15 protein-coding genes are annotated in these 20,412 nt (G+C 73.2%); 5 read left to right on the top strand and 10 right to left on the bottom strand.

What is annotated here, in order from left to right; all coding sequences use genetic code 11:
* Positions 1 to 315 precede the first annotated feature (315 nt).
* Both Psi01_RS05440 and Psi01_RS05445 read right to left on the bottom strand, forming a co-directional pair.
* Positions 316 to 2,382 carry a serine/threonine-protein kinase gene (locus Psi01_RS05440; protein WP_204062817.1) on the bottom strand — a complete coding sequence of 689 codons (2,067 nt, stop codon included), beginning with the start codon at positions 2,380 to 2,382 and terminating at the stop codon, positions 316 to 318.
* Positions 2,382 to 4,304 carry a serine/threonine protein kinase gene (locus Psi01_RS05445; protein ID WP_204062818.1) on the bottom strand — a complete coding sequence of 641 codons (1,923 nt, stop codon included), beginning with the start codon at positions 4,302 to 4,304 and terminating at the stop codon, positions 2,382 to 2,384. Before Psi01_RS05445 ends, Psi01_RS05440 begins: the two co-directional genes overlap by 1 nt.
* A gap of 652 nt (positions 4,305 to 4,956) precedes the next feature.
* Here Psi01_RS05445 and Psi01_RS05450 point away from each other — a divergent pair.
* Positions 4,957 to 5,220 (top strand): hypothetical protein, encoded by a 264-nt coding sequence (locus tag Psi01_RS05450; RefSeq protein WP_204062819.1) that lies wholly within the window; start codon positions 4,957 to 4,959, stop codon positions 5,218 to 5,220.
* 172 nt (positions 5,221 to 5,392) lie between these two features.
* On the opposite strand, the gene Psi01_RS05455 is transcribed toward Psi01_RS05450, so the two are convergent.
* Positions 5,393 to 6,103, bottom strand: coding sequence for a hypothetical protein (locus Psi01_RS05455; protein WP_204062820.1), 711 nt, complete (start codon positions 6,101 to 6,103; stop codon positions 5,393 to 5,395).
* 179 nt (positions 6,104 to 6,282) lie between these two features.
* Between Psi01_RS05455 and Psi01_RS05460 the strand changes: the two genes are divergently transcribed.
* Entirely contained in the window at positions 6,283 to 6,666 is a 384-nt protein-coding gene (locus Psi01_RS05460; protein ID WP_204062821.1) for a VOC family protein, read from the top strand.
* 27 nt (positions 6,667 to 6,693) lie between these two features.
* On the opposite strand, the gene Psi01_RS05465 is transcribed toward Psi01_RS05460, so the two are convergent.
* From Psi01_RS05465 to Psi01_RS05475, 3 genes are all read right to left on the bottom strand, one after another.
* Positions 6,694 to 7,845, bottom strand: a complete 1,152-nt coding sequence (locus Psi01_RS05465) for a low temperature requirement protein A (RefSeq protein WP_204062822.1) — start codon at positions 7,843 to 7,845, stop codon at positions 6,694 to 6,696.
* A 112-nt stretch (positions 7,846 to 7,957) separates the two neighbouring features.
* Positions 7,958 to 8,674, bottom strand: coding sequence for a DoxX family protein (locus tag Psi01_RS05470; RefSeq protein ID WP_204062823.1), 717 nt, complete (start codon positions 8,672 to 8,674; stop codon positions 7,958 to 7,960).
* Positions 8,675 to 8,743: 69 nt separating this feature from the next.
* Positions 8,744 to 10,297: an MFS transporter gene (locus Psi01_RS05475; RefSeq protein WP_204062824.1), complete on the bottom strand. Its 1,554-nt coding sequence runs from the start codon at positions 10,295 to 10,297 to the stop codon at positions 8,744 to 8,746.
* 312 nt (positions 10,298 to 10,609) lie between these two features.
* On the opposite strand from Psi01_RS05475, the gene Psi01_RS05480 reads away from it, so the two are divergent.
* From Psi01_RS05480 to Psi01_RS05490, 3 genes are all read left to right on the top strand, one after another.
* The gene (locus Psi01_RS05480) at positions 10,610 to 12,490 is read left to right on the top strand and encodes a hypothetical protein (RefSeq protein WP_204062825.1); all 1,881 of its coding nucleotides are present in this window, start codon (positions 10,610 to 10,612) and stop codon (positions 12,488 to 12,490) included.
* 213 nt (positions 12,491 to 12,703) lie between these two features.
* A complete protein-coding gene (locus Psi01_RS05485) occupies positions 12,704 to 15,043 on the top strand; it encodes an AAA family ATPase (protein ID WP_204062826.1) in 2,340 nt (779 codons plus the stop codon).
* A gap of 52 nt (positions 15,044 to 15,095) precedes the next feature.
* Positions 15,096 to 16,184: a winged helix DNA-binding domain-containing protein gene (locus Psi01_RS05490; RefSeq protein ID WP_204062827.1), complete on the top strand. Its 1,089-nt coding sequence runs from the start codon at positions 15,096 to 15,098 to the stop codon at positions 16,182 to 16,184.
* Positions 16,185 to 16,276: 92 nt separating this feature from the next.
* Here the strand turns inward: Psi01_RS05490 and Psi01_RS05495 are convergent, their stop codons facing one another.
* From Psi01_RS05495 to Psi01_RS05510, 4 genes are read right to left on the bottom strand one after another with little or no spacing between them, the layout of a single operon-like run.
* A complete protein-coding gene (locus Psi01_RS05495; protein WP_204062828.1) occupies positions 16,277 to 17,281 on the bottom strand; it encodes a 5-oxoprolinase subunit C family protein in 1,005 nt (334 codons plus the stop codon).
* Between the two features lie 4 nt (positions 17,282 to 17,285).
* Entirely contained in the window at positions 17,286 to 18,023 is a 738-nt protein-coding gene (locus Psi01_RS05500; protein WP_239127135.1) for a 5-oxoprolinase subunit B family protein, read from the bottom strand.
* Between the two features lie 43 nt (positions 18,024 to 18,066).
* The gene (locus Psi01_RS05505) at positions 18,067 to 18,822 is read right to left on the bottom strand and encodes a LamB/YcsF family protein (protein ID WP_204062829.1); all 756 of its coding nucleotides are present in this window, start codon (positions 18,820 to 18,822) and stop codon (positions 18,067 to 18,069) included.
* Positions 18,823 to 18,831: 9 nt separating this feature from the next.
* A complete protein-coding gene (locus Psi01_RS05510; protein ID WP_239127142.1) occupies positions 18,832 to 20,343 on the bottom strand; it encodes a hypothetical protein in 1,512 nt (503 codons plus the stop codon).
* Positions 20,344 to 20,412 lie beyond the last annotated feature (69 nt).

Below are 20,412 nucleotides of genomic sequence, written 5' to 3' on the forward strand. Positions count from 1 at the left end.
AGCCTGCGGCCCGACGGCGACCGCAGGTCCAGATCGGACGTCCGAACGGGACGGCGCCGGGTCTGTGTCCGGGTGAGCTTGATGCGTCGCATGGTCTGCCCTCCTTTCCTCGCTGTCACTGTGCGCCGGGACGCTTGACATCCGGTTGGCGGCCGCTTGCAGGCCGCCTCCCGGGAGGTGCATGCGGGCAAACCTATAGGGGTGGCACGTCCGGTTCAATAGGTTCAGTGACTCTGGGAATCCGTATTTATACGTGTAGTGACGAGCCTTTGGCCGCCTGTTGGGCGTGGACCTGGGATGATGCCGCCCCGAAGGTCAACGTGCGGTGTAGGTGAGATCGATCTGGTCCATCGCGGTGGCGGGACCCTCGGCCAGGACGCGTACGGCACGGCCCTGGAGATCCAGCATGACCACCTCCTTGTCCTTCCCCCGTGACCTGACCCCCAGCAGGTTGCGTTCGCCCAGCCAACCGGCGAAGTCCGTCCCCTCGGGCATGGGCACGGTGGCCTTCTTCGCGCCGGTGGCGTAGTCCCATAGACAGATGTTTCCCGATTTATCGGGACAAACCGTAGTGATGACCGTGCCCAATGGGGTGACCGCGACGTCGTCCCACGTCGCCTGGCCGACCGCACGCAGGGTGCGCACGAGCGAGCCGTCGAGGTTCCTGACCCGGACCGCACCGCCGGGAGCCTGCTGGATCACGGTCGTCCCGTCGGGACCCCAGGCGTAGGAGGGAGGCGTCCCGTTGTCCCCGCCGTCGGCGCCGCCGCTCTCACCGCCACCGACGGCGCCGTCGTTGTCGTCGACCGGGACGAATCGCGCGATCCGCGCCGCCGCGTCCACGATCACGAAGCCCATGCTCCGTCCGAACAGGCGTGCCGTCCCGATCGACTCGAAGGCGGTCAGCAGCACCCGTGAGCCGTCCGGCGACCAGCGGGGAGACCAGGTCTGCAGGGGCGGCTCGGCGGTCCGCACCGTGAACTCCTGGCCGGTGGCCCGATCGACGATCAGAACGCGGTCGAAGTCGGTGAACTCGATCTTTCCGTACGGGCTGGCCGCGACGTACGCGCCGCCCGGGGACACGACGATCCGGTGCTCGCCGCCGAACCGCTCGAAGGCGTCGGTGTCGCGGCTCCTGACATACGGCAGGTCCCACGGCCTGCCCGCCCGGCTCTCCGGCCGGCCGTCCTGGTAGGAGGTGACCCGCCAGGTGTCGGCGGGGTTCTCCCGCAGTGTGATCCCGGTTCCGGGGATCCGCACCGAGGAGGCCGACTCCGCGGCCATGGTTCCGCCGGTCCTGCGCTGCGCGACGGGGTTCGCCGTACCGCCGTCCCGGCGCGTGTCCGCCGTACCGCCCGTCTGGTCGTCCGCCGTCCGCGCCAGATGGATCCCGGCCCCGGAGGCGAGTGCGACCACCACTGCGGCCAGCCCCGCGACGATCCCGCGGCGGCCGCGCATGACTCGGCCCATGCCGCGGGCGGGGGCGGGGATCGTGTCGCCCTCCCGTACGGACGGGTCCTCCTCCACGCCGGGATCGCGTCCCCCGGCACGGGCACGGCCCTCGGCCAGCAGGCGCGGCGGCGGGACGGCGTGGCCGAGCAGTCGCAGCAGCGCCGCCGTGGCGGTCGGCCGCACGGCCGGATCCTTGGCCAGGCACTGCAGGACCAGCTCCCGCAGTTCCCCCTCCAGCTCGCCCACCTTCGGCTCGCCGGACAGGATCCGGTGGATGGTCGCCGGCACCGGCCCCGTCCCGAACGGGGGCGAGCCGGTCGCCGCGCAGGTCACCGTGGCCGCCCAGGCGAACATGTCGGAGGCCTGCCCGGCCGGCGTCCCGCTGAACTGCTCGGGCGCCATGTAGGGCGGGGTGCCGACGATGTGCTCGGCGGTCGCCTCGGAGTCCGCCGCCCGGGCGATCCCGAAGTCGATGACGCGCGGTCCGTCTCTGGCCAGCAGCACGTTGGCGGGTTTGAGGTCCCGATGGACCACGCCCGCCTGGTGGATCGCCGACAGGGCGGTGAGCGTCCCGATCGCCAGCCTGCGCAGCTCCGTGCCGCGCAGGGCCCCGCGTCCGTCGATCACCTGCGCGAGGCTGGGGCCGTCGACGTACTCGCTGACGATGTACGGCGCGCCGTCGAACTCGCCGTGCTCCAGCACCTGCGCCGTGCAGAACGCCTTCACCCGCAGGGCGAGTTCGATCTCCCGGTGGAACTCGGCGAGGGCGGAGTCGTCACTCCCCACGCGCAGCAGCTTGACCGCGACCCGCTCACCCGAGGGCGACTCGGCCAGGTAGACCACGCCCTGCCCGCCCGCGCCCAGCCTGCCGGTGATCCGATGGCCGCCGATCCGCTCGGGATCGGCGGCGCGCAGGGGGTCGACCGGCATCAGGAATCCGACCTGCGGGTGAAGCGCAGGTACGCCGTCTCCTTGTGGCCCCTTCGATCAGCGAGCACCCGCTGCACCTTCCCGACGAAGTCGATCACCTGGATCTGGCGGTTCTTCCCGGTGATCCGCTCCACCATCAGGTGGTTCTCGTTGAACCAGCCGTGCAGGGTCAGCCCGTCGTTGAGGGGGACGGGGATGGTGTGGCGACGGTTGCCGGTCACCGTGTCCCACACGCACAGACCTTCCCGTTTAGGACAGATCGTGTAGAAGAGCTTCCCGGAGGGAGAGAACCAGTCCAGGCCCCGGGGTTCTCCCACCCAGCGCATGCTCCGGACGATCTGTCCCTGGAGGTTGTAGAAGTCGACGCCCGTCGTCTTGCCGTCGAAGAAGCGCCGGGCGATCGAGCCGTCGGGGGCGAAGACGAACAGGTTGTTCTCGTCTCCGATGGTCTCCGTCACCACGAAGGTGGCCTTGCGCGCCGCCACGTCCACGATCACGAACCCGGCCATCACCTTCTTGTCCGCCTCGCGGACCGAGAGCAGCACCTTCGAGCCGTCCGCCGACCACACGGGTTGCCGGACGGTCTCGAACGGTTTCTTCACGGTCGGCACCGTGAACGTCTCACCGGTCGCGACCTCGGTGACCTGGATGTGGTCGGTGTCCGACTGGGTGAACTTCACGACGGAGTTGAGCGCCGCCAGCTCCTCGTTCGGGGACAGCTCGGGATAGGTCCCCGGAGTCACCGTACGGAAGGTGTCCTTGCCCTTCTCCCTGACGTGGGTACTGGTGACCTCGCCCAGCGCGATGTAGGAGCTGATCCTGACCGGGTCCTTCGGATTCTCGTGCACGGTGATGCCGAAGCCCGGAATCGGGACGTCCTTGGTGGCCTTCTCGACTTCCTCCAGCGGATAGAGCACGGTGTCCGGCGGCGCGGCGGTAGGCGCGGTGGGCAGGAGGCTGCCGGCCGGGGACGGTTGCGCGCTCACCGGTACGGGTGCCGAGGCCGCCGACGGGGAGGTGAGCAGGTACACGGTGCCGCCGGACAGCAGGGCGATGGCCATGGCGCCGGCGCCCAGCAGCAGCGGCCGACGGCGCCGTACGGGACGGGTGGCTGCCGGGGCGGGGCCGAGGTCGGTGGTGAGCAGCTCGCCGACCAGCCTGAGCAGGACGTCGCTCGCCGCCGGGCGGCTGTCCGGATCCTTGGCCAGGCACATCGCGACGGTGCCGCGCAGGTCGTCCTCCACCGCCTCCAGGTCCGGCTCGTCGTTGAGGATGCGGTTGACGGTCCCGGCCATCGAGCCGCCGTCGAAGGGAGAGCGCCCCGTCGCGGCGAACGCCAGCGTCGCGGCCCAGCCGAACAGGTCGGCCGCGGGCGCGGGGTCCGCGCCGCGGAGCACTTCGGGGGCGGTGAAGGCCGGGACGCCGACCCTGCGGGTGTCGGCGGCCTCGGTCGCGGACAGGGCCCTGGCCACCCCGAAGTTGATCACTCGTGGCCCGTCGGGACCCAGCACCACGTTGTCGGGGCGGATGTCACCGTGGATCATCCCGGCCTGGTGGACGGCCACCAGCGCCGTCATCATGCCGACCGCGAGCCGGTGCAGCGCCGCACCCCGCAGGGTGCCCCCGGAGGCGACGGCCTCCTGGAGGTTGGGGCCGTCGATGTACTCGCTCACGATGTACGGCCGGCCGTCCGCCACCCCGGTGTCCAGGACCTCGGCCGTGCAGAACGCCGAGATCTCCCGCAGCGGCCCGGCCGCGGCGAGGAAGCGCTCCTGGTCGAGATCGGCCGGAAGCAGCCTGACGACGACCCGGCCCCCGGCGGGTGAACGTCCCAGGTAGACAGCTTCTCCGAGCCGGCCGACGATCTCGTACTCGGCCACGCGTCCGGGATCCCCCGGGCCGATCGGCCCGACATCCGGCATGATGACTCCCCCCTGAGACGGTCATTGCGGATCACCAATTATGGGGATCAAGGCCGACAAAGAGCAGTCCTTCGGCCAACATGCCTGAAACCGCCAGCTACCTAGTCATCTCCAGTCCACGCCCCGGGCAGGGGTGGGAGCGGTCCCATTCGGTGAACGCCCGGCGGTCTCCCATCCGCCCGTACGGATCCGGGCCGGACCCGTCGAATACATTCGTCCGGCTTTCGTGCCCGAGTTGATCCTGGAAGCGCGGTAATCTTCGCCTTCTCGCGCTGTCGCACTCGGAGTGAGCAATTAATCACTCGAATCGAAAGTGTGAAAGGACCCCCTTGAAAGGACCGGTTGATATCCGCCGTCCGGATCGGCTACGGTTGGCCGATAGCTTCTGAATCCGGGGATCGTCGTAGTCCGCCTTTCCGACGGTTGTTGAAATCGGCTCCCTGGCCGGGGTGAAGCGCACGGGGGTAAAAGGGGGTCGCCGTAAGCGGTTTGATGCCGTCCATGCATTAGAAGGTGGGTCCGGAAACCCGTTTCCGTGCTCGTGTGAGGACGTAGCCCGAGGTCGAGGGGCTTCCGGTGCGCGTGCGCAACGGTTCGACGTGTCCGGGAAGGGTTCCAGAGGCTGACCGGAGAGTCCAGAGGGAGGAAGAGAATGGGAACGTTCCGCAAGCTGTCTGTCATTTTCCTGACGTCGTCCGCCGTTTTCCTGGCGGCCTCGGCGGCCGGGGCGCACGCGGAAAGTTCAAAGCAGGCCTCCGTCGGCTCCGGAATTCTGGCCGCGTCACCCGACAAGGACAATGCCAGGTTGCGTGCCGCTGCGAAAGAGGCGGAACGCGCCATGCGGGAGGCGGCGAGGCAGTGGGCGCGCGTGAACGGGGCGAGTCAGTCGTCCGGAAAGGCCAAGAAGCGCCGTTGACAAGACGGGGATGACCTTTTGAGAAAGGCCGCGCTTCCGGAGCCGTGGAGCTCATCGCCTCCGGAAGCGCGATTCGCGTGATCTTTGTCACGCGGATCGCGGCACGGGGGCCGCGGCCTTTCGGCGGGGAGCTTTCGAGTGCGGACCGTCCGGCTCTCTACGGGGAGAGCGCTCAGGACGGTTCGACGCCTTCGACGATCTCGGCGAGCCGGGGGAGCAGGGGTTCGCTGGCCAGTACGGTCACGGCCACGCCGGGGCGTTCGATCCAGCCGACCAGGCGGCCGCGTCCCAGGGCTCCGTCGCCGTCCATGGCGAGGACCCGCCGTCCGGCGAGGGACTCGGTCGTGACGTCCCCGGAGAACCTGCCCAGGGGGACCGGGAGGCCCCTGAGCCGGTCCAGGTCCCGCAGGGCGTCCCAGCAGACCACCCGGATCCACAGGAACCGGTGCCGCTCGTCGGCGTCGTCCCTGTCGTCGGACCAGGAGCGGCCGTACTCCCACACCTCGCCGTACGACTGCGGGGCCGGGCTCTCGCTCCAGGAGAACCCTTCCGGAACGTACCCGACGTGCAGCCCGTCGATCACGTTCCCGCCCCGGGACGAGGGCTCCGGTCCGGGATCGTCGGACGGTACGGCCTGCCCGGCGGCGGGCCGGCGCCGGGGGTCGCAGAGTCCCGCCGGTTCGGAGGCGCGGGCCGTCACGGCGCCCGGTGTCCCGGAAGGCGCCGCGGCGGCGGGGGCCGGTGGGGTGGCGGACGGCGCCGCCGTGTCCCGGGACGGCGCAGTGGACGACGCCGCGGGGGAGCAGGCTGCCAGGAGCGAGGTCGCCACCAGCGTCAGTGCGATGCCGGCGCCCCTGCGGGGACCGGTGTGCGACGGCTTCATGTCTTGTTGGAGGGGCGTGGAGCTCCGGAGGTTCGCGGTTCTCCCGGCGGAAAGAAGATCGGGAAGCCCCGGGCCGCGGGACGGGGGCGCCGCGTAGGGTGAGGGTGCGGTGCCCGCCGCGGCCGCCGCACCGGCGCTGCGGGCGCGGCGCCGGCGATGTGACTACGGGGAGGTCCGCCATGCCGGTCGAGCTCAACCACACCATCGTCGCGGCCAGCGACAAGAAGGCGTCCGCCGACTTCCTGGCCTCCATCCTCGGCCTGACGGTCGGCGCGCCGTACGGGCCGTTCCTCCCGGTCGAGACGGGCAACGGCGTCACCCTGGACTTCATGGACCACGGCGGTCCGATCACCCCGCAGCACTACGCCTTCCTGATCTCCGAGGAGGAGTTCGACGCCATCTTCGAGCGGATCCGGCAGGCGGGGATCACCTACTACGCCGACCCCGGCCACCGGCAGCCCGGGCGGATCAACCGCAACGACGGCGGGCGGGGCCTGTACTTCGAGGATCCCGACCGGCACAACCTGGAGATCATCACCCGCCCGTACGGCAGCGGCGGCTGATCCGGGTCCCCTCGGCGGGGCCGGCGGTCAGGCGGCGACGGAGTGCCTGGCGGCCCGGCGCCGTTCGACGACGACCACCGCCGTCACCAGGGCCACCAGGGCGACCAGCTGCGCCAGGGCGGACCAGAACCCGAGCGCGACGGTCACCGGTGCGGCCAGCGCCCCCGCGATCCGCAGGCGGTTGCCCGGGATCCCGAGCACCCGGCGGAACCAGGCGTTGCCCGCCAGGAACAGGACGACGCCCGCGGCGAGCGTCACGGCGGCGCCGAGCTTCAACGGGTCGGTCGGGTGGCCGATCGCCTTCTTGACTCCGGCGGCGACCGCGACGACGCCGAGCAGCATCGGGATGTGGGCGTAGAAGTAGGCGCCGAGGATCAGCCGCGTGCGCCGTACCGGCTCGGTCCCGGCCAGGGCGTGCTCGGCGTGCACCTCGTCGTCGCCGCCGAAGTAGATCCACCACAGGCCCGCGGCCAGGGCCAGTCCTAGCACCGCCGTCAGGCCCAGGGCGAAGCCGACCGGCAGGCCCTGGGCGCCGATGCCGATCGCCACGATCGACTCGCCGAGCACCACGATCACCAGCAGCCCGTGCCGCTCGACGATGTGCCCGGCCTTGAGCGCGAAGCCCTTCTGCCCGATGAAGTACGGGCTGCCCCAGAGCAGCAGCACCGCCGCGCCCCAGAGCAGGTAGTCGTAGGGCCTGTCGAGCAGGCTCGCCACGGCGATCAGCGCGACCGCGCCGAGGTTGAACGGGATCACCCGGGACATGGCGGCGGTCGCCTGGAGGTACAGGCCCGCGTGGACCAGGATCAGCAGCAGGTAGCCGACGGCGAAGGCGACGCCTCCGCCGTCGAAGGCCGTGGGGATCGCCAGCGCCACGAGCAGGAACCCGGCCATGCCCAGCAGGATCAGCACCCGCCGGGCGGGCCGTACCGGGGGGATGGCGTTGGTCAGCCAGGCGTAGCCGGCGTACATCCACCAGATCACCCCGAACACCAGCACCACCTGGAGCGCCCCCTGCCAGGGGGTGCCGTTCTGGATGCCGTCGGCCACCAGTCCGGTGAGCTGGGTGACGGTGAAGACGAAGACGAGGTCGAAGAAGAGCTCGAGCGTGGAGACGCGCAGCTCGGTCTCGGGAGGAGCGGGCTCGGCCCGCTCGGCGAACCAGCTGGGGAGGCGCATGCCGGACATTGTTACGCCAGCGCGGGTGGCACCGCACCGAATAAAACGCGATTTATGCGGTTATGTCGCGTTACGCCGCTAGCGGAGTGATCACCCGCGGCGGTCCGGTGGTTCAGTCGTCCGCCGGGGGGTTCTTCTGACGGGCGACCAGCGTGTCACCCCGCTTGGGCGCAGGGGGCTGCTCGGTCGTGCCGCTCCGGCGACGGCTCCGCGGACGGACGGGGAACTCGGCGGTGTCCGTGGTGCTCTCCTCGCCCGCCGGAGGCGCGCCCGCGGCCGGGGGAGCCGGGGGAGGCGCCTGCTCCGGCGCCGGCGCCGGATCCTGCGGGGGAGGGGCCGGGGCGGCCGTCTCCGGCTCGCGCAGCGAGGCCAGGACGTCGTCGGCCTCGGAGTCGGCGGCGAAGTCCTCGGCGGCCTCGGCCTCCCTCCGCTTGATCACCACCATGTGGTCGACCGACAGGCGCCCGGCCCCGTTGACGGCCAGCATGATCGAGGCGGCGCCGAGCGCGACGATCAGGCTGACCGCGCCTCCGGTGAGCGGAAGCCCCTGGTCGCCGCTGGCGATCACGAACACCGCGAGCGCCTCGGCGAACAGCAGCAGGCCGCAGGCGGGTACGGCGAGCCCGGCGATGAGCAGGGTCCCGCCGATGAGCTCCATCAGCATCGTGGTGCCGGCCCACAGCTCGGGGAGGGGGGCGCCCAGCGCGGCGAACTGGTCGGCCGTCGCGTCCAGGCCGGCCCGCAGCTTCTGCCAGCCGTTGACGAAGAAGATCCCGCCGACTCCCAGCCTGGCGGCCAGCGCGGCGATGTCTCGGAGGGATTGTCGCACGGCTCCTCATTCTGGTCCGATTCACCGTCCTTGCCCATTAGATGACCGGACGGGAGCCGGGCAAACTCGTCAGTCGGGATCGTTGCGGTCGGCGGACCCGCGCGGCACGAGAAACGCCACGACGGCGGCGGTGGCGCCCAGCAGGAACACGCTCACCACGATCGTGGAGTGCAGCCCGGCGACGAACGCGACGCGGGCGCTCTCCAGCAGCGTGGCCCCGGGCGGGCCGCCGACCTCCCGCGCCACCGGGGCGGCGGCGGCGAGCGACTGGCGGGCCTGGGTCATCAGCTCCTCGGAGACGCCCGCCACCGGGGGCAGCGAGGGGGCGTAGACGGCGGTGGTGATCGTGCCGAGCACCGCGACGCCCAGTCCCGCGCCGAGCTCGTAGGCCGTCTCCTCGACCGCCGCGGCCCCGCCCGCCCGGGACTCGGGGACCGAGGACATGATCGTGTCCGAGGCGGCCAGCAGCGCGACCTGGATGCCGAAGCCGATGCCGACGAAGCAGAGGGTGAGCCCCAGCGGGTGCGACTCGGTGCCCCAGGACAGGGTGGGGGCCAGGGACACCGCGGTCAGCGCCAGGCCTCCGCCCATCGTGGCGCGCAGCCCGAACCGGCGCAGCAGGTGCGCCCCCGCCAGGCCGCCCGCCACCGAGGCGGCCATCAGCGGCAGCATGCGGACGGCGGCGCCGAGCGGGCCGTCGCCGAGCACGAGCTGGAGGTACTGGGCGAGCATGAGCTGGAGCCCCACCAGGGCGAAGACGGTCAGCAGCACCGCGGCGACCCCGGTGGAGAACGCCCGGCTGCGGAACAGGCCCAGGTCCAGCAGGGGGAAGGCCAGCCGCCGCTGCCTGCGTACGAACCAGGCCAGCAGCCCGGCGCCGCACGCGAACGCCGCCGGCCCCGCCGGGTGCCCCGACCCGATCTCCTTCAGGCCGAAGGCGAAGGCCAGGATGCCCAGCACCGACAGCAGGGCGCTGGGCGCGTCCCAGGGATGACCGGCGCGCTCGCGGGACTCGGGCAGGATCCGCGCCGCGGCCGGCAGCAGCACCAGCAGGATCGGCACGTTGATCAGGAAGACGACGCCCCACCAGAAATGCTCGACGAGCAGGCCGCCGAGCATCGGGCCGAGCGCGGCCCCGGCCGCCGCGACGGCGCTCCACACCCCCAGGGCGATCGCCCGCTCCCGCCGGTCGGTGAAGACCTGCCGGATGATGGAGAGCGTGGCCGGCATGATCATGGCGCCGCCGACGCCGAGGAAGGCGCGGGCGGCGATGAGGGCGGCGGGGGTCGGCGCCAGCGCCGCCGCGGCCGAGGCGGCGCCGAACACCAGATAGCCGAACAGCACCAGGCGCTTGCGCCCGTAGCGGTCGCCGAGCGTGCCGAACGTCAGCAGCAGCGGCGCGACCACCAGGGAGTAGACGTCGATGATCCACAACAGCTGGACCGAGCTGGGCTCGAGCGCCGCGGTCAGGGCGGGGACCGCGATGTGCAGCACGGTCGCGTCCACCGCGATCAGCAGCAGGCTGAGGCAGAGCAGGACGAGAACCGACCAGCGGCCGGTCCTGAGCGGGTGGGGGCCGGTCCCTGCGCGCTCGGCGCCGGCCACTGTCTCCACAAGGGTCATAGGCCGCAGGGGGAGCCGGCCTGGATGAACATGCGAGGCAGCTTAGGCCAACTCCGGCGGTCGCGCGTGGTCATTGGAGGATCGATTCAGGCGATATGCACCATCGCGCGGCTTCGACCTCTCTAGAGAGATAGACCCCTATAGCGTGGACCTAGGCAAACAGTGATCGTGCACCGACCATGGCGGTCGTGGGAGTCGGCGCGAGGGTGAGCCGTCGTGATCTATTCGTACGAGGTTCGTGGGTCCCATGATGAGTCAGGTGCGAGGTTCGTCAGCGACCATGGTGAGCAGGTGCGAGGTTCGTGAGTCACCGTGGTGAGCGATCCCGGCGAGGACGGTCGTGACGCGGCTCCGCTGGGTCCCGGCAGCGCGCGTGAGTGGTGTGCCGTGGCGGTGGCCCGGCTGGGCAGGGACCAGCCGGAGGCCGCCCTGGAGGCGGCCCGTCTGGCGGTCGAGAGCGATCCGCACGCCCAGGACGGGGCCGGCTGGGGCTACCGCCTGGCCAGCCTGGCCTTCGAACGGCTCGGCCGTGACGCGGAGGCCGTGGCCGCCGCGGAGGAGGCCGTACGGCTGACGCCGGGATCCTGGGCCGCGCGGCTGCGCCTGGGGGCGGCCCTGCGCCGCGTCCCCGGCCGCTGGAAGGAGGCGTGGTCCCAGGCGGGACGGGCGGCGCGCTACGCCCCGCAGGAGCCCGACCCGCACGTGCTCGTCGGCGACCTGCGCCTGCTGCGCGGGGAGCACCGCCACGCCCGCGCCGCCTACGACCGGGCGCTGCGCCGCGTGCAGGACCATCCCGGGGCGCGGGTCAACCTCGGCCTGACGTTCCTGCGCTGGGAGCGCTCGCGCGGGCACCACGATCCCGCCTGGCCGGTCGACCCCCGCGAGACCGGCCGCGCGCGGCGGGCCCTGGAGTCGTGGTCCCGGCAGGTCCGCGTCCTGCTCGCCGTGGCGCTCCTGGCGGTCGGGGTGGCCGCCTTCGGCTACGGGCTGACCACGGAGGCCGTGATCGGCGGGGCCGTGGCGCCGGCCGCCGCACTGGTGATCACGCTCAGGCAGGCCCACCGGGTCAGGCTCTGGCCCTACGTCCCGGGGATGCTCGCCCGCGACGCGTGGCTCAGCATGAGCGTCGCGATCACGTTGATGGCGGTCGCCGCCTACGTCGCGGCGGTCGCCACCCTGCCGCGCGCCGTACAGGACTTCCCCCTCACCGGGCTGCCCGATCCCGCCGCGCTGCCCGCCCTCGCCCGCAGCCCCTGGGCCGGGCTGGCCGGCCTGGTGCTGCTCAACGGGCTGGCCGTGCTGATCCTGCGCACGCTCGCCGAGGCGTGGCGGGGGCGGCCGGTCAGGGCGCTGACCGAGTTCGCCGCGGCCGGAGACGACCGCACGGCCGCCCACGACATCGACGTGACGCTCTGGCTCGTGGCGGTCCGGGCCTGGTCGGTGCTCGTCCTGGTCGTGACGGGCGCGCTGCTGCTGGACGACTCCCGCTGGGCGCTGACGGCCCTGGCCGTGCCGCCCGCGCTGGGCTGGGCGTACGGCAGGGTGCGCGGCCGGGCGCCCGCCGACCGCTGGCTCACCGCGGTGGTGTCCCTGATCGTCCTGGCGTCGGTGGCGCTCGTCGTGGCGGCGGCCGTACGCCCTCTCGGACTCCCCGATCGGTTCGGCCGCTGGTCGTGGCAGGCGGCGATCGGGGTCCTGGTGACGGTGGTGGCCGCCTACGTCATCAGGTCGGCCCGGGCGTGGTGGCGGGGCGCGCCCGGGCCCTGGCGGGGTTCGCTGGTCATGTACGAGGGCTCCGGACGCCGCCTGCCCGGCGACGCGCGGGCCCCGGTGGAGCTGAGCGGCGAGGTGCGCCGGGCCCTCGCCTACGGACGGGGGGTGGTGCTGGCCTACTCCGATCCCACGGGGCCGAGGGCGCTGGCCGTCGGCTCGGTCGGCCCGGTCGGCCCGGGAGGCGAACTCCGCCTGATCGCCGCCGAGGACGCGTGGGAGGCCACCGAGCGCGACCCGCGGGTGGCGGTGTTCGTCGCCGACCCGACGGACCGCCGCTTCTGGGCCGAGGTGCGCGGCATCGCCGTCGGCGACGCCGAGGCCGACGTGCTCAGGGTCACCCCCGAGCACGTCGTGGTCGGGGACTATCCCGGGCGTCACCAGGGCCGGGTACGCCCGGGGGACGGCCGTCCCGCGCGCTGACCCCCTCCGTCCGCACCGGGGCGTCCGCCGGATCCTGATTCGACCGGCCTGTCGCAGATGGGGGTGGCGGGCCGGTGACATTCCCATTCGGTACGTTCGTTGCGCTACGTCCCGGTGATCTGATTGTTCTGGTGCGGCGGCGTGGCGCGGTGCCCGGGCACGCCCAAACCTCTTCCCGGTGCGGTATAACCGGGGGCGGACCGGGGAGGCGTGATGCGGGACTCCGACAGGGCCAGGCCGGCCGGGCGGGCGGCGGCACGGGATCTGTTCGAACAGGTGCGGGCGCGTTACTTCCACCTTCCTCCCGCCGGACGACGGCTGCTCCACGTCGGCGTCTTCCTCGCCGTGATGACGCTGGCCGCGGTCCTGAGCTGGTCCCTGTTCACCACCGCACTCCTGACGATCGCGCTGCTCGGCTTCACGGCGCTGACCCTGCGCTTCCCCCGCGCCGGCGCCACCGTGCTGGTCCTGGCCGGGTGGATGCTCCTGCTCGGCTTCTTCATGGGCCTGTACGGCTCGCAGTCACCCGTCCCCGCGCTCCTGCTGGTCCTGGGCGTGGCCGTGGCCGGGGCCGCCCACCTCATCCGCTGGGTCCCGCCGTGGCTGACCACCCTGATGGCCCTGGTCCCCGCCGCCGTGGCCGCCTTCGCGCTGTACTTCATCGCGCCCGCCGCCGGCCCGTGGGCCGCCTACGGCGTGGCCGCCGCGGTCCTGCTCTACCGCCTCGTCGAGGCCCGCCGGGTCAGGGGGACGCTGTCCGAGCACGAGCAGCCGGTCAGGGTCCGCGTCCAGGAGGGCGCGCCGCAGGTCCACAGCCACGGCGGCAGGTCCGCGCCGCCGCCGATCTCGGTGGAGGAGGCGCTCGGCGAGCTGGACGCCATGATCGGCCTGGCCCCGGTGAAGGAGCAGGTCCGCTCCATCGCCGCCTCGATCGAGGCCTCCCGCCTGCGCAAGGAGGCCGGATACTCCACCGAGCCGCCGATGCGCCACTTCGTGTTCGTGGGCCCGCCCGGCACGGGCAAGACCAGCGTGGCCAGGACCGTCGCGAAGATCTTCTACGCCTTCGGCCTGCTGGAGACGCCGTACGTGGTGGAGGCCCAGCGCGCCGATCTCGTGGGGGAGTTCCTCGGGGCCACCGCGATCAAGACCAACGAGCTGATCGACCGGGCGCTGGGCGGGGTGCTGTTCATCGACGAGGCCTACAGCCTGATCAACTCTGGCGACGGCCAGCCCGACCGCTTCGGGGCCGAGGCCGTGCAGACGTTGCTCAAGCGGGCCGAGGACGACCGCGACCGGCTGATCGTCATCCTGGCCGGATACGAGAAGGAGATGACCTCCTTCCTGACCAGCAACCCCGGTCTGGCCAGCCGGTTCGCCACCCGCGTCCGCTTCCCCGGCTACGCGCCCGGCGAGCTGGTGCAGATCACCGACCTGCTGCAGCGGCGCCGCGGCGACCGGATGGCCGAGGAGGCCCGGCCCGCCCTCCTGGCGAGGTTCGAGGACGTCCACCGCCGCGGGATCGTCGACGAGCTGGGCAACGCCCGGTTCGTCCGCAGTCTGGTGGAGGCCGCCGCGCAGGCCCGCGACGTGCGGGTGGTCGGCGCGGGCGGCTCGCCCACCACCGAGGACCTGGTGACCACCACCGAGCCGGACGTGGCCAAGGCCTTCGACGAGCTCACCGCCCGCTACCGCGGTTACCAGGCCACGCCCACCCTGGAGGAGGCCCTGGCCGACCTGGACCGGATGGCCGGTCTGGAACCGGTCAAGCGGCAGGTCCACGCGATCACCGCCCAGCTCCGGGTGGCCAGGATGCGCCAGGAGCGCGGCCTGCCCACCCCGCCGCAGATGCGGCACTTCGTCTTCACCGGCCCGCCCGGCACCGGCAAGACCACCGTGGCCCGCATCCTCGGCCGCATCTTCGCCGCCCTGGGCCTGCTCGCCCGGCCGGACGTGGTGGAGGCCCAGCGCGCCGACCTGGTCGGCCAGCACCTGGGCTCCACCGCGATCAAGACCAACGAGCTGGTCGACCGGGCGCTGGGCGGGGTGCTGTTCATCGACGAGGCCTACAGCCTGGTCAACAGCGGCTACGCCGGGGGCGACGCGTTCGGGGCCGAGGCCGTGCAGACGCTGCTCAAGCGGGCCGAGGACGACCGCGACCGGCTGGTGATCATCCTGGCCGGATACGAGCGTGAGATGGACGTCTTCCTGGCCACCAACCCGGGCCTGGCCAGTCGGTTCAACCAGCGGGTGCGCTTCCCCTCCTACACGCCGGCCCAGCTCGCCGAGATCGCCGAGTTGCTCGCCGAGCGGTCGGGCGACAGGTTCGACGAGGCCGCCAGGGAGAACCTGGCCGCGGTCTTCACCTGGGTCTGCGAGGACGGGTCGATCGACGGCCTGGGCAACGGCCGCTTCGTCCGCTCGCTGTTCGAGCGCGCCGCGATGCTCCGCGACGTGCGCCTGGCCGCGCTCGGCGGCACCGCCAGCTCCGCGGAGCTGACCACCGTCACCGGCGCCGACGTGGCCGACGCGGTGGACGAGATCTCCGGCCGCTGACCCCTTCCGGCACGGCCGGTGGACTGTCGCCGCCGGGGTGTAGGAAGTGGGCATGACGATTTCGGTGACATGGCCGCAGGTGCTCGCCTGGCGGTTGAGGCGGCAGTTCGTCGATCCGGTGGCGGGCGGCGACGCGGTCTCGGTGGTCCGGCGGCTGGCCGGGGTGCAGGCCCAGGTCGCCTTGTCGGCCGAGCTGGCGGTCGCCGTACGGCAGGCGCGGCCCCGGCGCGGTGAGACCGGGCAGGCCCTGTGGCGCGACCGCACGCTGGTCAAGACCTGGACGGCGCGGGGCACGCTCCACCTGGTCCCGGCCGACGAGCTGGCCTCCTACGCCGCGGTCCTGGGCTCCTTCCGCCACTGGGACAAGGGGTCGTGGCAGCGGGGCCACGGGGTGACCGCCGCGGAGGTGGCGGCCATCATCGAGGCCGTCCCCCGGGCGCTGGAGGGACGCACGCTCACCCGCGAGGAGCTGGTCGAGGGCGTCATCGAGGTCACCGGCGACGCCCATCTGCGGGAGGCGCTCACCTCCGGCTGGGGCGCGCTGCTCAAGCCGCTCAGCTTCCTCGGCGAGCTGTGCTACGGCCCGCCGCGCGAGGGCAGGGTCACCTTCGTCAGCCCCCGCGACTGGGTTCCCGGCTGGCCGTCCGAGCTCCCCGCGGCCGCGCAGGGCGGCATGGCCCTGGTCCGCTCCTTCCTCGGCGCCCACGGCCCCGGCACCCCGGAGACGTTCGACACCTGGCTCTACCGGGGCGGCGCCAGGAAGGCCGACCTGCGCGGCTGGTTCCGCGACCTCGCGCCCGAGCTGGCCGAGATCGAGGTGGAGGGCCGCCCGATGGTCCTGCTCGCCGAGCACCTCGACGATCTGGCCGCGACCTCACCCGCCGCCGGCGTCCACCTGCTGCCCGGCTTCGACCAGTACATCCTGGGCGCCCCCCGCGACCTCGAACCGCTCCTGCCCAAGGAGGCCAGGCCGAAGGTGAGCAGGGCCGCCGGATGGATATCCCCGGTCGTGGTCCACCGGGGCCGGGTGGCGGGGGTGTGGGAGGCCAGGAACGGCGAGATCGCCTTCGACCTGTTCGAGGACGTGCCGCCTGCGGCCCTGAAGGCCGAGGCCGGGCGCGTCGCGGCGCTCATCGGATAGCGGCTCTCCCCGGCCGTCGCCGGAGGCACAACCGTCAGGGACGGAAACGTCAGGGCGGGACCTTCACAGGTGGAACCGTCGGGGCGGAACCGTCACCGGTGGAAGCGGACCGCGTCGCCGGGGCGGAGCTGGGCGATCCGGACGAGGTCGGCGGGGACGACGACGGCGATGACGGGATAGCCGCCGGTCGGCGGGTGGTCGGCGAGGAAGACGATCGGCTGCCCGTCGGGCGGCACCTGCAGGGCCCCGGCCACCATGCCCTCGCTGGGCAGCTCCCCGTCCCTGGCCCGCTTCAGCACCGCGCCCCGCAGCCGCACGCCGACCCGGTTGCTGTCCTGGCTGACCTCGTACGGCCGCGCGCACAGGGTCTCCAGCGCGTCGGAGACGAACCAGTCGTCCCGCGGACCGGCGAGCAGCCGGATGGGGGTCCGCGCCGCGGGACGGGGCGGCGCCGCGTCCACCGTGATCGGCGCGAGCCCCCGGGCCGGGCCCACGGGCAGGATCGCGCCGGGGGACAGCGGGGCTGGACCGAGGCCGGACAGCGAGTCCGTCGAGCGGCTGCCGAGCACCGGCGGCACGTCCACGCCGCCCCGGACCGCGAGATAGGTGCGCAGCCCGGTCGCGGGCGCGCCCACCCGCACCTGACCGCCCGCCGGAACCCAGAACGGCGCGTACATCCCGGCCCGCGGGTCCCGCCGCGGATCCCGCACGGCCGGGACCTCCGCCTCCCGGCCTCCGGCGCCACGCCTCTCGCGCCGGGCAGCCGTGTCCTGCTCTCCCGCCTCCCCGCCGCCCGTTCCGGGGACTCCGGGCTCCCCGGGGACTCCAGGGACTGAGGGCTCTTCTGGGACGAGGAGTTCGACCGGGCAGGGGGCGCCCGCGAGGGCGACCCACACTCCGGCGGACAGGCGCAGGCGGGCTCCGCCGAAGGTCAGCTCGATCCCCGCGGCGTCCTCCGGGTTGCCGACCAGGCGGTTGGCCAGCCGCAGGCCCGGCGCGTCGGCGGCGCCCGAGCGGGGCACCCCCAGGTGGCCGTATCCGGGGCGCCCGAGATCCTGCACGGTGGCGTACGGCCCCGGCGCGATCACCTCGATCATGCGCTCATCCGGTGACCGCCTCGAAGCGGACGCGGGTGCCGGGGGTCAGGACGGCGGGCGGGTCGGCCGCCACGTCCCACACCGGCATCGGCGAGCGGCCGAGCAGCCGCCAGCCGCCCGGCGAGGCCGCGGGATAGACCGCGGAGTATGGACCGGCGACCGCCACCGCCCCCGCGGGGACCGAGGTGCGCGGGGTGGCCAGGCGCGGCACGTGCAGGACCGGGTCCAGGCCGGTGAGGTAGGCGAACCCCGGGGCGAAGCCCAGCCAGCCCGCCACCAGTTCCCGTCCCGTGTGCCGCTCGACCACCTCCCGCGGGGACAGGCCGGTCAGCGCGGCCACCTCCTCGAGGTCGGCGCCGTCGTAGACCACCGGGACCGTCACGATTCTGTCCGCCGCGGCGGCGCCCGCGCCGGGGGCGGCCGCCGTACGGGCCAGGAGGGACAGCCGCGACCTGAGACGGGGCAGGTCGGCGCCGGGGGCGACGACCAGCACGGTGGCCGGGCCGGGAACGATCTCCACGACCCCGTCCGGCCGCTCGGCCCGCAGCAGCGCGTCCAGCCGGTGGGAGACCTCCAGCGCCCCGGTCTCCACCAGGAGCCCGTACTCCCCGGCCCGCCGGATCACCGCCTCCCCGCCGGAACCCGCGCCGCCCGGCGTGCCCGCGGTGTCCGGGCCGCTCACCGTCATCGCGTCCGCGTCGCCCGGCGTGCCCTGATCGCCCGCGGTGTCCGGGCCGCTCACCGGCGCCCTCCGGGACGGCGGAGCCGGGCCGTCTCGGCCGGTCTCACGTGAAGGCCTTCACGATCACTCCGGCGTCGGCCAGGCCGTCGCGGACGGCCCGCGCCAGCCGTACGGCGCCGGGGGTGTCGCCGTGCAGGCAGATGGACCGGGCCTGGACCGGGACCTGGGATCCGTCGGAGGCGGTCACGACCTGGTCGGTCGCCATGCGCACGGCCCGGGCCGCGACCGTGCCGGGGTCGTGGAGCACCGCGCCGGGGGAGCGGCGGGGGACCAGGGTCCCGGCGGGCGTGTAGGCGCGGTCGGCGAAGGCCTCGGCGACGGTGGGGACCCCCTCGCGGGCGGCGATGTCGTGGACGGCCGAGCCGGGCAGGGTGAGCACCGGCAGGCTCTGGTCGTAGTCGGCCACGGCCACCACGACCGCCTCGGCCTGCTCGGGGTCGCGGCAGATGCGGTTGTAGAGGGCGCCGTGCGGCTTGACGTAGGAGACCCGCCCGCCCATCGCCCTGGCGATGCCGTCCACCGCCGCGATCTGGTAGAGCACCTCGGCGCACAGCTCCTCGGGGTCCATCTCCATCTCGCGGCGCCCGAACCCGGCCAGGTCGCGGTAGGAGACCTGGGCGCCGATGGCCACCCCCCGGTCGATCGCGGCGGCGCAGGTGCGGCGGATCGTGACCGGGTCGCCGGCGTGGAACCCGCAGGCGACGTTCGCGCTGGTCACCACGTCGAGCAGGGCCGCGTCGTCGCCCAGCCGCCAGATGCCGAAGCTCTCACCGAGGTCGGCGTTGAGGTCGATCACCATGGCTCACCCCTACATGGGAGGTTCGTCGGGAATGTCCGCGATGTCGTCGAGGGCCGTGGCGAGCTCCTCGGGGTCGTCGCCGATCCGCTCGGCGATCTCGATCAGCACGTGCAGGACCTCGTGCCTGTCGTGACCGAGGTCCAGCAGCCGCTGGGCGGCCTCCCACAGCTGCGGCGGGTCGCCCTCCCACAGCCGGGCGGCGATCTCCTCGTGCCAGGCCAGGTGCTCGTCGTAGTCGAAGCGGTCGCGGTCGTCGCCGTGGTCGATCTCCAGCAGCACCCGGCGGTCGGTCTCGTCGGCGGGGTTGAGCAGGTCGAGCTTGATCTCGCCGTGCATGCCCTGCAGGAACGGGAAGGCGAAGACCCGCCGGGCCAGGGCCGACAGGTCCCCGTCCGGCAGCAGCCGCTCCACCAGGTCGCGGTCGAGGCCGAAGGTCGTCGGGTCGCGGTAGGTCTCGGCGAACTGGGCCGTGGCCTCCCACACCCCGTCCAGGGTGGCGCGCAGCCCCTCCTCCGCCAGCCCGCTGCGGCCCGCGGCGAAGCGCGCCCAGGCGCTCAGGGCGTACGGCATCGCCTCCTGCTCGGCCGGGCTGAGCATCACCTTGCGCGGCAGCCAGTCGAGCAGGAACGTCTCGCACTTGGTGGGGCTGACCCGCAGCGGGCGGCCGAAGTCCTGGTCGCAGCCGTAGTCGATGATGTGGTCGGCGCACCGGGAGGCCGCCGAGGGGTCCGACAGGTGCTCGGCCGCGTCCGAGGAGAGGAACTCCGCGGCCAGCATCGCCCGGCGGTCGCGGCTGTAGGGCGCCTCGCTGTGCAGGGGCGCCGGGCGCTTGCGGCCGGGGGGCAGCGCCTTGATCCGGGAGCGGGCGAAGGCGTGGTAGGCGCTGTAGCTGTCGCTGACCGGGGCGGTCGTCTTGCGGTCGCCGTACTCGGCGGTGGCCTTCATGGCCGACTCCAGCAGGGCCCTGGCCTGCTGCGGCTCGATCTCCTCGAAGCGGAGCATCGCGTTGGCGTCGGCCTCCGCCCTGGCCTGCTCCAGCAGCTTGTCCACGTGCGAGGAGACCCAGGCGTCGCGGGCGATGCCCCGCATGTTGTAGTCGACGACCATGACCAGGGCGTGCCGGTCCTCGCCGCTGTCGGAGCCCCGGTAGCCGAAGGTGCACACCACCGTGTCCTGGTCGCCGTAGGCGTCACGGGAGACGTAGCAGCCGGTGGGCTTGACCACGCCCAGCCGGTCGGCCCAGCGGGGCCGGGCCACGCCGCGCTCGATGAGCGCCAGCGCCGCGCCCTCGGCCTTGGCGGCCTGGCGGGCGGTGCCCAGATAGGCCAGCGCGATCAGCAGGGTCAGCGCGGCGGGCGTGCCGGCCTTCGCCGCGTAGTCGACCAGGCCCTCGCCCAGGACCTGCTCGGCGTCCCCGCGCCGCAGCCGCCGTCCCCACCAGGCGCCCACCATGTCGGAGACCATGAGCTCGGCGTCCAGCGGGCTGCGCACGGCGAGAAGCTCGCGGGCGGCCAGCAGCATCTCCGAGAACACCTCGTCGGGGGCCTGGCTCTCCCGGGGGTCCCTGCGGTGCCGGCGGCTCAAGCGGCC

This window comes from Paraplanobispora siamensis, from assembly GCF_016863175.1.
GTDB lineage: Bacteria > Actinomycetota > Actinomycetes > Streptosporangiales > Streptosporangiaceae > Planobispora > Planobispora siamensis.

Coding starts and splice junctions, on each gene's coding strand:
- Psi01_RS05440 (WP_204062817.1), bottom strand. CDS start 2,382: ATGCCGGTCGACCCCCTGCGCGCCGCCGATCCCGAGCGGATCGGCGGC.
- Psi01_RS05445 (WP_204062818.1), bottom strand. CDS start 4,304: ATGCCGGATGTCGGGCCGATCGGCCCGGGGGATCCCGGACGCGTGGCC.
- Psi01_RS05450 (WP_204062819.1), top strand. CDS start 4,957: ATGGGAACGTTCCGCAAGCTGTCTGTCATTTTCCTGACGTCGTCCGCC.
- Psi01_RS05455 (WP_204062820.1), bottom strand. CDS start 6,103: ATGAAGCCGTCGCACACCGGTCCCCGCAGGGGCGCCGGCATCGCACTG.
- Psi01_RS05460 (WP_204062821.1), top strand. CDS start 6,283: ATGCCGGTCGAGCTCAACCACACCATCGTCGCGGCCAGCGACAAGAAG.
- Psi01_RS05465 (WP_204062822.1), bottom strand. CDS start 7,845: ATGCGCCTCCCCAGCTGGTTCGCCGAGCGGGCCGAGCCCGCTCCTCCC.
- Psi01_RS05475 (WP_204062824.1), bottom strand. CDS start 10,297: ATGACCCTTGTGGAGACAGTGGCCGGCGCCGAGCGCGCAGGGACCGGC.
- Psi01_RS05485 (WP_204062826.1), top strand. CDS start 12,704: ATGCGGGACTCCGACAGGGCCAGGCCGGCCGGGCGGGCGGCGGCACGG.
- Psi01_RS05490 (WP_204062827.1), top strand. CDS start 15,096: ATGACGATTTCGGTGACATGGCCGCAGGTGCTCGCCTGGCGGTTGAGG.
- Psi01_RS05495 (WP_204062828.1), bottom strand. CDS start 17,281: ATGATCGAGGTGATCGCGCCGGGGCCGTACGCCACCGTGCAGGATCTC.
- Psi01_RS05505 (WP_204062829.1), bottom strand. CDS start 18,822: ATGGTGATCGACCTCAACGCCGACCTCGGTGAGAGCTTCGGCATCTGG.
- Psi01_RS05510 (WP_239127142.1), bottom strand. CDS start 20,343: ATGCTGCTGGCCGCCCGCGAGCTTCTCGCCGTGCGCAGCCCGCTGGAC.